The sequence below is a fragment of the Bradyrhizobium sp. U87765 SZCCT0048 genome (genome assembly GCF_018131225.1).
In the GTDB taxonomy this organism is placed as follows: domain Bacteria; phylum Pseudomonadota; class Alphaproteobacteria; order Rhizobiales; family Xanthobacteraceae; genus Bradyrhizobium_A.
The window spans coordinates 823,596-836,682 of the sequence record NZ_JAFCMM010000002.1 but is presented as its reverse complement, the minus strand read 5'-3'; the positions used below and the strand labels follow the sequence as shown (position 1 = coordinate 836,682).

The window sequence follows — 13,087 nt, the reverse complement described above, 5'->3', positions numbered from 1 at the left end:
AGGGCCTGACCATGAATTTCGATTTTTCCGACGAACAGAAGCAACTGCGCGACGAGGCGCGGCGCTACCTCGCCGAACATTCTTCGCCCAAGGCGGTGCGAGCCGTGCTCGAAGGCGGCGCGCCTTTCGACCGGGCCCTGTGGAAGGGGCTTGCCGGGATGGGCTTCCTCGGGGTTGCGATCCCCGAGGAGTTCGGCGGCTCCGGCGCGGGCCATCTCGAACTCTGTGTGATCGCCGAAGAGATGGGGCGGGCGCTGGCGCCGGTGCCGTTCTCGTCGTCGATCTATCTGGCGGCCGAAGCGATCATGCTCGCCGGCAGCGACGAGCAGAAGCGCCGTCTGCTGCCCGGCATCTCGTCGGGCGATACCATCGGTACGCTGGCGCTGTTCGAAGGTCCGGGCAATCCGTCGCCGAAGGCGGTCAAGACGGTTGTCAGCAACGGCAAGCTCAGCGGCACCAAGATCCCGGTCGCTGACGGCGACCTCGCCGACATCGCCATCGTGGCCGCGCGCACCGGCGCGACCGGGCGCGAGACCGACGTCGGGCTGTTCATCGTCGACCTCAAGGGCAAGGGTGTCAGCCGCAAGACGCTGGCCAACGTCGATCCCAGCCGCAACCAGGCCGAGATCGTGTTCGACAATTGCGAGGCCGAGCCGCTCGGCGCCAGTGGCGAGGGTTGGAGCACGCTGATGCGCGTCCTCGACCGCGCCGCGGTGCTGATGGCGTTCGAACAGGTCGGCGGCGCCGACCGGTCGCTCGAGATGGGGCGCGACTACGCGCTCGACCGCATCGCCTTCGGCCGGCCGATCGGCTCGTTCCAGGCGGTCAAGCATCTGCTCGCCGATATGTACGTGTCGGCGACGCTGGCGCGCTCCAACGCCTATTATGGCGCCTGGGCGCTCTCGACCAATGCGGCAGAGCTGCCAGAGGCGGCTGCGACCGCGCGCATCAGCGCAACGCAGGCGTTCCAGCACTGTTCGAAGAACAACATTCAGGTTCACGGAGGCATGGGCTTCACCTGGGAGTTCGACTGTCACCTTTACTACCGGCGCTCCAATGCGCTCGCGCTCGTGCTCGGCAGCCAGTCGTACTGGGAAGACCTGCTGATCGACCGCATGCGCACCCGCAACGCCGCCTGAGATAATCGAGGATCAAGCTCATGAATTTCGACGATACTCCGCAGGAAGCCGCTTTCCGCAAGCTGGCGCGCGACTGGATCGACGCCAATGCCCCGAAGGAGCTCGAGGCCGAGCTGTCGCGCCCGTCGGTCGGCCGCATCTCGCTGGAGCGCGGCAACATCATCGAGGCCTCCAAGGCCTGGCAGAAGAAGAAGGCGGAAGGTGGCTGGGCCTGCCTGCACTGGCCCAAGGAGTATGGCGGCCGCGGCGCGTCGCCGATCGAGCGCGTCATCTGGCAGCAGGAAGAGGGCGTCTACGACAAGCTTGCCGGCGTCTTCCTGATCGGTCAGGGCATGTGCGGCCCGACCATGATGGCCTATGCCAGCGAGGCGCAGAAGCAGCATTACCTGCCCAAGCTCGCCTCAGGCGAGCACATCTGGTGCCAGCTGTTCTCCGAGCCGTCCGCCGGCTCCGACGTCGCGGGGCTGCGCACCCGCGCGGAGCGCGACGGTGATGACTGGATCATCAACGGCCAGAAGATCTGGACCAGCGGGGCGCACTATTCGGACTATGGCATCCTGATCACCCGCACCGATCCGTCGCAGCCCAAGCATAAGGGGCTGACGATGTTCTTCCTCGACATGAAAAGCCCGGGCGTCGAGGTGCGGCCGATCAAGCAGGCCAACGGCCAGCAGGAGTTCAACGAGGTCTACTTCACCAATGTGCGGATCCCTGATGCACAGCGGCTTGGCGCGGTCAACGATGGCTGGAACGTGTCGCTGACGACGCTGATGAACGAGCGCATGTCGATCGGCGCACGGGTCGCCACCGGTTTTCCGGAGATGTTCGCGTTCTGCAGCGACCTGATGCTGGAGGACGGACCGGCACTCGACGACCGTGCGGTGCGCTCGAAACTCGCCAACTGGGCGGTGCGGACCAGCGGCCTGAAGTACACCAGCTATCGTTCGATCTCGGCGCTGTCGCGGGGCGAGCGGCCCGGGCCGGAGAATTCGATCGGCAAGCTGGTTTCCGGCTCGATGCTGCAGGACATCGCGGCCTATGCCGCGGATCTGCAGGGCGCAGCCGGCGTTCTGACCGATCCGAAGGTCGCCGAGGCGGCCGGTCAGTTCCAGTCGATGCTGCTGCGCTCGCCGTCCGACCGTATCGCTGGCGGCACCGACGAAATCCTGCGCAACATCATCGCGGAACGGGTGCTTGGCCTGCCCGGCGATATCCGGGTCGACAAGGACGTGCCGTTCAACCAGATTCCGACCAAGGGCCGCTGAGTGAAAGCCTCGTTTCGATCGCATCGAAACGAGGCTCTCAATTTGATTTGACGCGTTGTCTTCACGCGAATCGATATCCACTTCGCCTGAAAACGCTCCAGTTCAGGGATCATCCATGACGACTTCATCTGCCGGGCGCATCGAGGTGATCGAGGCGCTGCTCGCCGAGCGCTATTCCTGTCGCGCTTTTCGTTCCGATCCGGTGCCGCGCGCCACCATCGAACGCATCCTGGCCGCGGCGCAGCGCACCGCGTCCTGGTGCAACAGCCAGCCCTGGCAGGTGATCGTCGCCAGCGGCGCGGCGGCGCGCCGTTTCAGCGATGCGATCTATGCCGCAGCTGATGCGGCGACAACGGCCCACGACGTGCATTCCGATTTTCCGTTCCCGCGCGAGTATCGCGGCGTCTATCTCGATCGCCGGCGCGAGAGCGGGTTCCAGCTCTACAACGCGCTCGGCATCGCCCGCGGTGACAAGGAGGGCTACCGCCGCCAGTCGCTGCAGAACTTCAAGCTGTTCGGCGCGCCACATGTGGCGATCATTTCGTCGGACGAGGCGCTCGGCGTCTATGGCGCCGTGGACTGCGGCGGCTATGTCAGCAACTTCATGCTGGCGGCCCAGGCGCTCGGGGTAGCGACCATTCCGCAGGCCGCACTCGCCGGGCAGTCGGACCTTGTGCGGCATCATTTCGGCCTTGGCGACGACCGCCGCGTGGTGTGCGGCATCTCGTTCGGATTCGCTGATGGGGAACACGCCGCGAACAGTTATCGTACGAATCGGGCGAATCTGCAGGATGCCGCGACCTTCGTCGAAACCTAATACTTAGCGAACAAAACGCTGAAAGACTGGTTCCCATGTTCATTGGTTAACTGGTCGTTAGCATTTCACATTGCATTCTCGGAGCAGGAGAACTCGCAATGTGGTCTGGACGCGTCGCTTTTGAAAATGATGCCTGTCCCGTCGGCGATGATCTGCTGGGGCAGCTGTACCGGTCGAACGAAAACGGCTTGCCTTCCCTCGTGGATACCGTTTCGCCCGAGATCCGCGCGATGCTCGCGCTCTACTGCTATCGCCGCAGCCATCTCCATGCCCTTGGGGTGGCGATCGCGGCGAGCTGCGGCGAGCGCGATCTGCAGCAGTGGGGAGGTCGGGCCGGCGCGACGCTGTTCGCGATCTCGCGTCAGGCGCCGGCTGCGAGACCCGCGCCTGCCGCGCATCGCAAGTCGATCACGCTGTCGACGGCGCCGCTGAGCCCGATGCCGGCGATGGACGATGTCGACGACGACCTCGAGATCGAGGCCGACGCGGCGGCGCCCGTCACCGCCTGAGCGGGTCTTGCATCAATCGTTCGATGGCAGATCGGCCAGTCCGTATCTGCGCCGTGCCATCCTGCATTCCGGATCGCCCGGCTCGCATGTCCGGCAGACCTCGGGCCTGACCGCATAGATGGTACAGGCCGTCGCTTCACCGATCTTGCCCGCCAGTGCGCAGCAGCGCTCGCCCTCGCAACGCATCCCCGATTGCCTGTCGTTGACAAGATGGGCGGGGATGAGATCGAGCGCCTCGTCCTCCTCGATGGTGAAGCGCGGCCAGTTCGCCGAATAGGCGCAGCAGGCGCCGCACGACTGGCAAGGGCTGGGGGTGTCGGTCATGCGTGCCTCGCGAGCTGGCGGCGGCGGGGCATCGTCGCGATCCACCGCGCCTGCAGGGCGGCGCGGCGCTCGGGATACTTGTCGTCGAGGAACTCCGCCTGCCGGATGCGATCGACCCGGAAGCTGCGAAAGTCGCGGCGCAGCTCACACCAGGCCACCAGGTGCCGCACGGTGTCGAGATAGCCGATGGCGATCGGCCAGACCGTGCGCGCGCTGTCGCGCTCCCGCTCGTCGCGATAGTGCAGGTGGAGCTTGCGGCCGGCATGGATGTGCGCGCGCAGCCGCACCACGTCGACGGCGTCGGCCGGCCCGTTCCACTGCGGTGGCGTGCGGCTCGCGGGCTCCAGCACCAGCGGCCGCAATCGCTCCGGCACGGTCTGCGCGATCTTGGCGATGAGGTCGCGGGCGGCGGTGGCCAGCACGGCATCGGCGCGGCCCGCGACCCACTGGGCGCCGAGCACGGCGGCTTCGATCTCGTCCGGTGTCAGCATCAGGGGCGGCAGGTCGTAGCCCTTGTCCAGCACATAGCCGGTACCGGCCTCGCCGCGAATCGGCACGCGCTGCGCCATCAGGGTCGCGATGTCGCGATAGATCGTGCGTTTGGAGGTTTCAAGTTCCCCGGCGATGGCGTCGGCCGTGATCGGGCGGCGGCTGCGCCGCAGCACCTGGATGATCTGGAACAGCCGGTCGGCGCGGCGCATCGATCCCTCGTGATCACTGCTGACAGAATGGTGGCAGCAGGGGGTAGCTAGAAAACGGCATCTTTTCAACGCGCAAGGATGCCTGCCATGATCACGCTCTACGGTATCGGCCCCGGCTTCGGCCTGCCTGAAGTCAGCCCCTATGTCACCAAGACCGAAGTGCAACTTCGACTGGCAGGACTACCTTATATCAAGCAGCAGGGGATGCGGGACAGCTCACCGAAAGGACAGCTTCCCTATATCGCCGACGGCGATGCCCTGGTGGCCGATTCTACCTTCATCCGCCTCCATATCGAGCAGGCCTACGGGATGGACCTCGACGCGGCGCTGGATGCGCGGCAGCGCGCGGAGGCCTGGGCGCTCGAGCGCATGATCGAAAATCACTTCAACTGGGCGTCCGGCTTCGCCCGCTGGATGCTGGCGGAGAATTTCGAGAAGGGGCCGGCGCGGTTCTTCGACAACGCGCCCGAGGCGGTGCGGGACAGCCTGCGCCGGGATGTCCAGGCGCAGGTCGCGGAAACCATGCGGATCGCAGGTCTCGCCCGTCATACGCCGGAGGAGATCGTCATGCTCGGCGTGCGCTCGCTGTCGGCCCTGTCGGTGATGCTCGGCGACACGCCGTACCTGTTCGGCGATCGCCCGTGCGGCGTCGATGCGACGGCGTTCGCCGCGCTCGCCGGCCTGCTGACGCCGTTCTTCGATTCGCCATTGCGTCAGCAGGCGCTGCAGTTTCCGAACCTGCTGCGCTATGTCGATCGGATGATGGTGCAATTCTATCCCGAGCACCGTTGGGAGAAGCTGTCGGCCTGACCCATCGCGTCAAGCCGTAGCGGGTGGTCTGGCGGTTGTCTCACCCTTGAGCGCCGCCACCTCGGCTTCGAGCTCGGCGATGCGAGCCTCGCGCGCAGCAAGCACCTTGGCGACATCGGGGGCATCGAAGCGCTGCGGAATGTGCTGCGGGCAGTTGGCGCTCCACGCGCCGACCGTGAACACGATCACCTGCTCGGGGCGGGCCTTGTAGCCGTCCGGCATCAACTGGCGCAGCAGTTCCGGATCGTCCTCGATCACCTTCGCCTCGCCCCAGATCTTCACCCGGCGGCGGTGCACGTAGTCGATCAGGAAAATGTAGGCCTTGGGATTGTCCTGCAGATTGCCGAGACTGATGTACTGCCGGTTGCCGCTGAAATCGGCGAACGCCAGCCGCTTGCGGTCGAGGATGCGGATGAAGCCGGGCGGTCCGCCGCGGTGCTGGATGTAAGGCTGCCCCGCCGCGTTGGCGGTGGCGAAGAAAATGCTGATCTGTTCGGAGATGAAGGCGGCGAGATCATCGGTGATCTCGGTTTCCCAGCCGCCGTTCTCCTCCTGGTTCTGATAGGCCCGGCGCGAGCCCTTGCGGCTCTGGATCGCCTTCACCGTCGGAGTGAAGGCGATGTCGCTGGATATGGCGAAGCTACCGTCCATGGCTGGTCTCCTGGTGCCGCTTCCTGCCCACAAAGATGGATAAAACCTCGATTTGCTGCAATTGGTGGCATTGACACTACATTGTTGCTTAATATGAAATAATGCCATGGATCGTATCGAAGCCATGGAAGCCTTTGTCGCAGTGGCGGATCTCAAGGGGTTCGCGCCGGCGGCCCGCAAGCTGCGGCTATCGCCGTCGGCGGTGACGCGGCTCGTGGCGGCGCTGGAGGAGCGCGTCGGCGCGCGGCTGCTGCAGCGCACCACCCGGTCGGTCGCGCTGACCGACATCGGCGAGCACTACCTCGTCCGGGCGCGGCGGATTCTCGCCGACGTCGAGGAGGCCGAAGGCGCGGCGCGTGCCGACCGCACCCGCCCGTCCGGCCATCTCGTGGTGTCGGCGCCGCTGATGTTCGGGCGCCTGCATGTCAATCCGCTGATGTCGGAATATCTGCGACGCTATCCTGATGTCACCGGCGAACTGCGGTTGTCGGACCGCACGGTCAACCTTATCGACGAGGGGGTCGATGCCGCGGTGCGGATCGGGCACCTGCCGGATTCCAGCGTGGTCGCGAAAAACGTCGGCGACATGGATCGCCTTGTCGTGGCGTCGCCGGACTATCTTGCGCGCCGCGGTGAGCCGGCGGTGCCTGCGGATATCCGCAGCCACGATATCATTCACTGTTCGGCGGTACTGCCGTCGAACGAGTGGCGCTTCCACCAGGACGGCCAGCAGATCCGTATCGCGACGACGCCGCGCTACATCACCAACAGCGCCGAGGCCGGCGTATGGCATGCGGAGCAGGGGGGCGGCCTGACCATGGTCCTCGCCTACCAGGCGCAGGAGTCAATCCGCGACGGCCGGTTGCGCACGGTGCTGCGGGCTTTCGAGCCGCCGGCGCGGCCGATCCATGTGGTGTATCCGGCATCACGGCTGCTGTCCGCGAAGGTGCGGGCGTTTGTCGATCTCATCGTCGCGACATGCGACTGGCGCTTCGGCGGGCGCTAGGCTCTTTATTCAAAGGGAATCCGCGCGGCTCTGATTCAGCCCGCCTGATGGCGGGAGGCGTTATGGCGAGGCTCCATTGGCCGCGCGCCAGCGAGTGGTCGTGCGTGTCTGCGCGGTGCGAGCATGCAGAAGGCGAACAGCGTCCCTGCGTCCTTGGCATCGCGGCGCAATGCCCGTGCTCGGTGGTTTCGTCACGCTAGGCCGCCGTCCGCTCGGGCTTGAGCACCTTGAAGGTGGCGTTGGCGCGGGCGCATGGCGTGCCGTCGGCGGTGACGAGGCTTTGCGCGAAGCAGATCGAGCCGCCGGCCTTGACGAAATTGGTGTCGACCTGCAGCCACTGTCCGCTGGCAGCGGAGCCGAGGAAGTCGACGCCGAGGTTGATGGTGACGAGCGGGCGCGGTTCGGTCAGCGCCAGCCCGCAGCTCAGGCCCATGGCATTGTCGGCGAGCGCCGCGATAAGGCCGCCATGCACCAGCCCGCGCGAGTTGGTATGGGCGGTCGCGAGCCGCAGGCCGATGATGATCGCCGTCTCGGTGCGCTTCGAATAGAGCGGCTCCCATGGATCGGTCAGCGGACTCTTCCGGAAATGGCGGGCAAATCCCTCGGGCACGTGGCTGTCGTCCATCGGCGCGCTTTCCCTTTCTAATTAGACCAGTCTATATAATCAGGAGATCGAATCAAGAGGAGGGGCCGGCGGTGGGAGCACAGCCGAAACATCGCGATGCGATTGTTGCCGCGGCGGCGATGTTGTTTCGGCGCCGCGGCTTCGCCGCGACCGGCATCAACGAGATCGCCGCGGTCAGCGGCGCGCCGAAAGGTTCGCTCTATCACTACTTTCCGGGTGGCAAGGACGAGATCGGCGAGGCCGCCGTGCGTTTCGCTGGCGATCGTGTCACCGCGACGCTGGAGCGGCTGGCGGCAGAGACGCCGTCGGCGGCCGCGATGATCAAGGCTTATGGCGGCCTGCTGCAGGGCTGGATGGCGCAGTCGCGCTTTCGCGACGGCTGCCCGATCACCACGACGCTGCTGGAAACCGTGCCGGAATCGGCGGAGTTGACGGCCGCGGGCCGTGCGGCGTTCGACGCATGGACCGGCATCGTCGCGAAGGCGCTGTTGCGCGATGGCTTCACGCGCAGCGACGCGCGCAAGCTGTCGGTGCTGGCGATCTCGGCGCTGGAAGGTGCACTGACCCTCACCCGCGTGCGAGGCGACGGGCAGGCGATTGCCGATGCGACCGACATGCTGGCGAAAACGATGAAAGCGCCGGCGGCATAACCGCCGACGGACAGATCAGTAGGGCAGGCCGACGTAATTTTCCGACAGCGACGTCGTCGCCGCGCGCGAGCTGACGAGATAGTTGAGCTCGGCGATCTGGATGCGCGAGCTGAACTCGTCGGTGTCGTCGAAGCGGTGCAGCATCGACGTCATCCACCATGAGAAGCGCTCGGCCTTCCAGACGCGCGCCAGCGCGCGGGCGGAATAGGCGTCGATGCCGGCGTTGGACTTGTCGGCGTAGACCTCGCGCAGCGCCTCGGCGAGATAGTGCACGTCGCTGGCGGCGAGGTTGAGGCCCTTGGCGCCGGTCGGTGGCACGATGTGGGCGGCGTCGCCGGCAAGGAACAGGCGCCCGAACCGCATCGGCTCGGCGACGAAGCTGCGCAGCGGCGCGATGCTCTTCTCGATCGACGGGCCGGTGACCAGGGCTTCCGCCGCCTCCGGATCGAGGCGGCGGCGCAGCTCGTCCCAGAACTGATCGTCGGACCAGTTGTCGACATGGTCCTCGAGGCTGCACTGCACATAGTAGCGGCTGCGGGTCAGCGAACGCATCGAGCACAGCGCAAAGCCGCGCGCATGGCGCGCATAGATCAGCTCCGGCGATACCGGCGGCGTTTCGGACAGGACACCGAGCCAGCCGAACGGATAGACGCGCTCGAACTGCTTGATGGCGTCGGCCGGCACGCTCTGGCGGCTGATGCCATGAAAGCCGTCACAACCGGCGATGTAGTCACAGGCGATCTCGTGGGTGACGCCGTCCTTGAGATAGGTCACGCGCGGCGATGCGCCGTCGAAATCGAGCGGGGTGACCTGATCGGCGTCGTAGATGGTCTGAAGGCCGGCGGCGACGCGCACGTCCATCAGGTCATGGGTGACCTCGGTCTGGCCGTAGACGGTCACCGTCTGGCCGCCAGTCGCTTCCTTCATGTCGATGCGGTGGCGGACACCGTCGAACAGCAGCTCGATGCCGTCGTGGATGAGGCCTTCGCGATGCAGGCGTCCGGCGGCGCCGACCTGCTCGAGCTGGCGCACCGTGCCCTGTTCGAGCACGCCGGCACGGATGCGGCCGAGAATGTAGTCGCGGTCCTTGCGTTCGACGATGACGTTGTCGATGCCGTAGGTATGGAGCAACTGTCCGAGCAACAGGCCCGACGGTCCGCTGCCGATGATCACGACCTGCGTGCGCAAGGCTTCGATCCTTCCGTTGGTGCTTGATGCCGATCGCCGGCCTACGACGATCGTGCCATTCCCGGCGCAGTGATTATACGATATAACGACTGTTGAAAAGGTTGCTTAAGCAACATTTTGTCGTCAACCTGTCGGGCAGCCATCATGAGCCTCTGGCATCACCGGGCGCAAGGGAACCAGTGGTTGTGGCGGCGCGGCAAGGTGGCGGCTTGCAAAGCGGTGCCGACTAGATAACGTGTTAACGAACGACCCGGGCAACCGGGCGCGACGAGGCGGGACTTTTGTCCTGAAAGATCGTCTTGAATCATCTTCTTGAAATCGGAAGAGGGAGGGACACGCAATGAAGAAGACGACACTGCTGGCGCTCGCGATGGCGGGGACGATGTCCGCGCTCAGCCCCGCGATGGCGCAGGACAAGACCATCAACCTGAAGATCTCGCTGTGGGTGCCGCCGGCGCATCCGCTGGTGCCGGCGACCCAGGCCTGGGCTGCCGATCTCGAAAAGGCCTCGGGTGGCACCATCAAGTCGACGGTGTTTCCGTCGGAGCAACTCGGCAAGGCGTTCGACCACTACGACATGGCGCGTGACGGCATTGCCGACGTGACTTACGTCAACCCAGGCTATCAGCCGGGCCGCTTCCCGATCGTGGCCGCCGGCCAGATCCCGTTCACTTTCGGTGATGGCAAGAAGGGGACGCTGGCGCTGGATGAGTGGTACCGCAAATTCGCGCCGACCGAGATGAAGGACACCAAGCTGTGCTTCGCCTTCATTCACGATCCCGGCACGCTGCACGGCAAGAAGAAGATCGTGCTGCCGACCGATCTCAGCGGCGTGAAGGTCCGCCCGGCCCAGAGCACGATTGCCGAAATGGTCAAGCTGCTCGGCGGCACCAACGTGCAGGCGTCGGCGCCTGAATCGCGTGATGCGCTGGAGCGCGGCGTCGCCGACGAGATCGCGTTCCCGTGGGGCTCGATCTTCCTGTTCGGCATCGACAAGGTCGTGAAGTACCACATCGACACGCCGCTCTACACCACGGTGTTCACCTACAACGTCAATCTCAAGACCTACAATGCGATGTCGGACGCTCAGAAGAAGGTGTTCGACGACCATTGCTCGCCGGAATGGGCGGCCAAGGTGTCCGATCCCTGGACCGAGTTCGAGGCCAACGGCCGCGTCAAGATGCGCGAACTGCCGGGGCATGAAGTCTACAAGCTGACCGACGAGCAGATCGCGCAGTGGAAGACCGCGACGCAGGTGCTGCGGTCGAGCTGGGCGGACTCGGTCAAGGCCGCCGGCGGCGATCCGGCCAAGATCCAGGCGGACCTCGACGCCGCCATCAAGAAGCACGGCGCCGGCATCTGAGCCGCGTCCGCCTGCGCTCCGCGGCGGCGCCTGATGGCGCCGCCGCACGCTTTCATGTGTCGTTTCCGCCATTCTGTGATTTAGTCGCGCCGTTCGCCGGCGCGCCGTCATGATACGCCGGAATCCCGACCATCGTTCTGGCATGCCTGGAGAGCTCCGATGACTGCACAACCGGAAGCCAATCCGGACGGCACACTGGTGCCGCCGCCTCCGAGCCGCAGCAAGAGCCTGATGGATCGTTTCATCGACACGATCGAGCTGATCGCCGCCGCTTTCGTCGGCATCGTGGCGCTGAACACCTTCATCGCCATCGTCATGCGCAAGTTCTTTGCCGTGACCATCCCGGACTACTACGACTTCGGCCGGCTGCTGCTCGGCATCCTGATCTTCTGGGGCATCGCGGCGACCAGCTACCGCGGCTCCCACATCACCGTGGATCTCGTCTGGGCCAACGCCACGCCGCGCTACCAGCGCCTGATCGATATCTTCGCGACACTGGTGCTGCTGTTCGTGGTGACGGTGCAGACCATCACGCTGTTCGACAAGGTCTATACGACTTACCAGGATCATGTGCTGACCTATGACCTGCGGCTGCCGAACTGGCCGTTCTTCGCGGTCGCCTGGGTCGGCGACGTCTCGGCGGTGCTGCTGATCGCGATCCGGACCTATCGCCTGATCTTCCATCCGGAAGATGTCCATGATGCCAAGATCAAGACGGCGGAGTGAACGGCCGTGACCCCTGAAACCGTCGCCGTCCTCGGCTTCGTCTCCCTTTTCGTCCTGATGCTGCTGCGCGTGCCCGTCGGCATGGCCATGGGCCTCGTCGGCGTCACCGGCTTCGGCTACCTGACCGGCTTCGGCCCTGCGCTCAAGCTGGTCGGCCAGACCACCATGCGCACGGTCACCGACTACACCTTCGGCGTCATCCCGATGTTCCTGCTGATGGGCGCCTTCGTGTCGGTGTCCGGCATCAGCCGCGAACTGTTCCGTGCCGCCAACACCTTCGTCGGCCACTGGCGTGGCGGCCTCGGCATCGCCACCATCGCCGCCTGCGGCGGCTTCGCCGCGATCTCCGGCTCGTCGGTGGCGACCGCCGCGACCTTCTCGGCGGTGGCTTACCCCGAGATGCGGCGCTTCAACTATCCGCAGTCGTTCGCGACCGGCGTCATCGCGGTCGGCGGCACGCTCGGCGCGATGCTGCCGCCGTCGACGGTTCTGGCGGTGTACGGCATCATCACCCAGCAGGACATCGGCAAGCTGTTCGTCGCCGGCATCATCCCGGGCCTGCTGGCGATCGCTATGCACATGATCACCATCGCCATCATCGGCCGGGTGCGGCCGGGCTTCCTGCCGGCGGGCCCCAGGAGCAGCTGGGCCGAGCGCACCACGGCGCTGCGCGACGTGTGGTCGCCGCTGCTGCTGTTCGTATTCGTGATCGGCGGGCTCTATGGCGGCCTGTTCATCCCGACGGAAGCGGGCGCGGTCGGCGCGGTCGGCGCCTTTGTCATCGGCGTTGCGCGCGGCAAGCTCAACGGCCAGGGTATCCTGCAGTCGCTGCTGCAGGCGACGCGCACGGCGGCGGCGGTATTCACCGTGCTGATCGGCGCGCTGTGCTTCGGCTACTTTCTCACCATCACCCAGACGCCGCAGCACGTCACCACGTTCCTGACGGGTCTTGGCATCGGCGCCTACGGCGTGCTGGCGCTGATCCTGCTGATGTATCTCGTGCTCGGCTGCCTGATGGACGCCATGGCGATGATCATCCTCACCGTGCCGATCGTATTCCCGGTGGTTACGGCATTGGGCTTCGATCCGATCTGGTTCGGCGTGATCATCGTGATGACGGTCGAACTCGGCCTGATCCATCCGCCGGTCGGCATGAACGTGTTCGTGATCAAGAGCGTGATCAAGGACGTCAACATGTCGACGATCTTCGTCGGCGTGCTGCCGTTCGTGGTCACCGACCTGATCCGCCTCGTCATCCTTATTCTCTTCCCGCTGCTCGCCACCTGGCTGCCGCAGCAAATGCTCGGATAGAT

15 protein-coding genes are annotated in these 13,087 nt (G+C 65.4%); 10 read left to right on the top strand and 5 right to left on the bottom strand.

Annotation, left to right across the window (positions count from 1 at the left end):
• Positions 1–11: 11 nt before the first annotated feature.
• The 4 genes from JQ639_RS17005 to JQ639_RS16990 all read left to right on the top strand — a co-directional run bounded on the left by JQ639_RS17005 (position 12) and on the right by JQ639_RS16990 (position 3,730).
• The gene (locus tag JQ639_RS17005; RefSeq protein WP_211967287.1) at positions 12–1,139 is read left to right on the top strand and encodes an acyl-CoA dehydrogenase family protein; all 1,128 of its coding nucleotides are present in this window, start codon (positions 12–14) and stop codon (positions 1,137–1,139) included.
• A gap of 20 nt (positions 1,140–1,159) precedes the next feature.
• Positions 1,160–2,404, top strand: a complete 1,245-nt coding sequence (locus JQ639_RS17000) for an acyl-CoA dehydrogenase (RefSeq protein ID WP_211967286.1) — start codon at positions 1,160–1,162, stop codon at positions 2,402–2,404.
• Between the two features lie 115 nt (positions 2,405–2,519).
• Positions 2,520–3,221, top strand: coding sequence for a nitroreductase (locus JQ639_RS16995; protein ID WP_211967285.1), 702 nt, complete (start codon positions 2,520–2,522; stop codon positions 3,219–3,221).
• 98 nt (positions 3,222–3,319) lie between these two features.
• Positions 3,320–3,730: a hypothetical protein gene (locus JQ639_RS16990; protein WP_211967284.1), complete on the top strand. Its 411-nt coding sequence runs from the start codon at positions 3,320–3,322 to the stop codon at positions 3,728–3,730.
• Between the two features lie 12 nt (positions 3,731–3,742).
• Here the strand turns inward: JQ639_RS16990 and JQ639_RS16985 are convergent, their stop codons facing one another.
• On the bottom strand, positions 3,743–4,054 hold the full coding sequence (locus JQ639_RS16985) for a YkgJ family cysteine cluster protein (protein WP_211967283.1): 312 nt from the start codon (positions 4,052–4,054) through the stop codon (positions 3,743–3,745).
• Complete coding sequence (locus tag JQ639_RS16980) at positions 4,051–4,755, bottom strand: helix-turn-helix transcriptional regulator (RefSeq protein WP_211967282.1); 705 nt, start codon at positions 4,753–4,755, stop codon at positions 4,051–4,053. Before JQ639_RS16980 ends, JQ639_RS16985 begins: the two co-directional genes overlap by 4 nt.
• Positions 4,756–4,842: 87 nt before the next feature.
• Here JQ639_RS16980 and JQ639_RS16975 point away from each other — a divergent pair, with 87 nt between their 5' ends.
• Complete coding sequence (locus tag JQ639_RS16975; RefSeq protein WP_211967281.1) at positions 4,843–5,565, top strand: glutathione S-transferase family protein; 723 nt, start codon at positions 4,843–4,845, stop codon at positions 5,563–5,565.
• Positions 5,566–5,574: 9 nt separating this feature from the next.
• Here JQ639_RS16975 and JQ639_RS16970 read toward each other — a convergent pair whose 3' ends face one another.
• A complete protein-coding gene (locus JQ639_RS16970) occupies positions 5,575–6,216 on the bottom strand; it encodes a pyridoxamine 5'-phosphate oxidase family protein (protein WP_211967280.1) in 642 nt (213 codons plus the stop codon).
• 106 nt (positions 6,217–6,322) lie between these two features.
• On the opposite strand from JQ639_RS16970, the gene JQ639_RS16965 reads away from it, so the two are divergent.
• Entirely contained in the window at positions 6,323–7,222 is a 900-nt protein-coding gene (locus JQ639_RS16965) for a LysR family transcriptional regulator (RefSeq protein ID WP_211967279.1), read from the top strand.
• 196 nt (positions 7,223–7,418) lie between these two features.
• On the opposite strand, the gene JQ639_RS16960 is transcribed toward JQ639_RS16965, so the two are convergent.
• Positions 7,419–7,847, bottom strand: coding sequence for a PaaI family thioesterase (locus JQ639_RS16960; RefSeq protein ID WP_211967278.1), 429 nt, complete (start codon positions 7,845–7,847; stop codon positions 7,419–7,421).
• Between the two features lie 71 nt (positions 7,848–7,918).
• Between JQ639_RS16960 and JQ639_RS16955 the strand changes: the two genes are divergently transcribed.
• Entirely contained in the window at positions 7,919–8,497 is a 579-nt protein-coding gene (locus JQ639_RS16955) for a TetR/AcrR family transcriptional regulator (protein ID WP_211974990.1), read from the top strand.
• Positions 8,498–8,512: 15 nt separating this feature from the next.
• On the opposite strand, the gene pobA is transcribed toward JQ639_RS16955, so the two are convergent.
• Entirely contained in the window at positions 8,513–9,685 is a 1,173-nt protein-coding gene (gene pobA, locus JQ639_RS16950) for a 4-hydroxybenzoate 3-monooxygenase (protein WP_211967276.1), read from the bottom strand.
• 340 nt (positions 9,686–10,025) lie between these two features.
• On the opposite strand from pobA, the gene JQ639_RS16945 reads away from it, so the two are divergent.
• The 3 genes from JQ639_RS16945 (at position 10,026) to JQ639_RS16935 (ending at position 13,085) form a co-directional block, all read left to right on the top strand.
• Positions 10,026–11,048, top strand: a complete 1,023-nt coding sequence (locus tag JQ639_RS16945) for a TRAP transporter substrate-binding protein (RefSeq protein WP_211967275.1) — start codon at positions 10,026–10,028, stop codon at positions 11,046–11,048.
• 231 nt (positions 11,049–11,279) lie between these two features.
• Positions 11,280–11,774, top strand: a complete 495-nt coding sequence (locus tag JQ639_RS16940) for a TRAP transporter small permease (protein ID WP_249127218.1) — start codon at positions 11,280–11,282, stop codon at positions 11,772–11,774.
• Between the two features lie 6 nt (positions 11,775–11,780).
• Positions 11,781–13,085 (top strand): TRAP transporter large permease, encoded by a 1,305-nt coding sequence (locus tag JQ639_RS16935; protein ID WP_211974951.1) that lies wholly within the window; start codon positions 11,781–11,783, stop codon positions 13,083–13,085.
• Positions 13,086–13,087 lie beyond the last annotated feature (2 nt).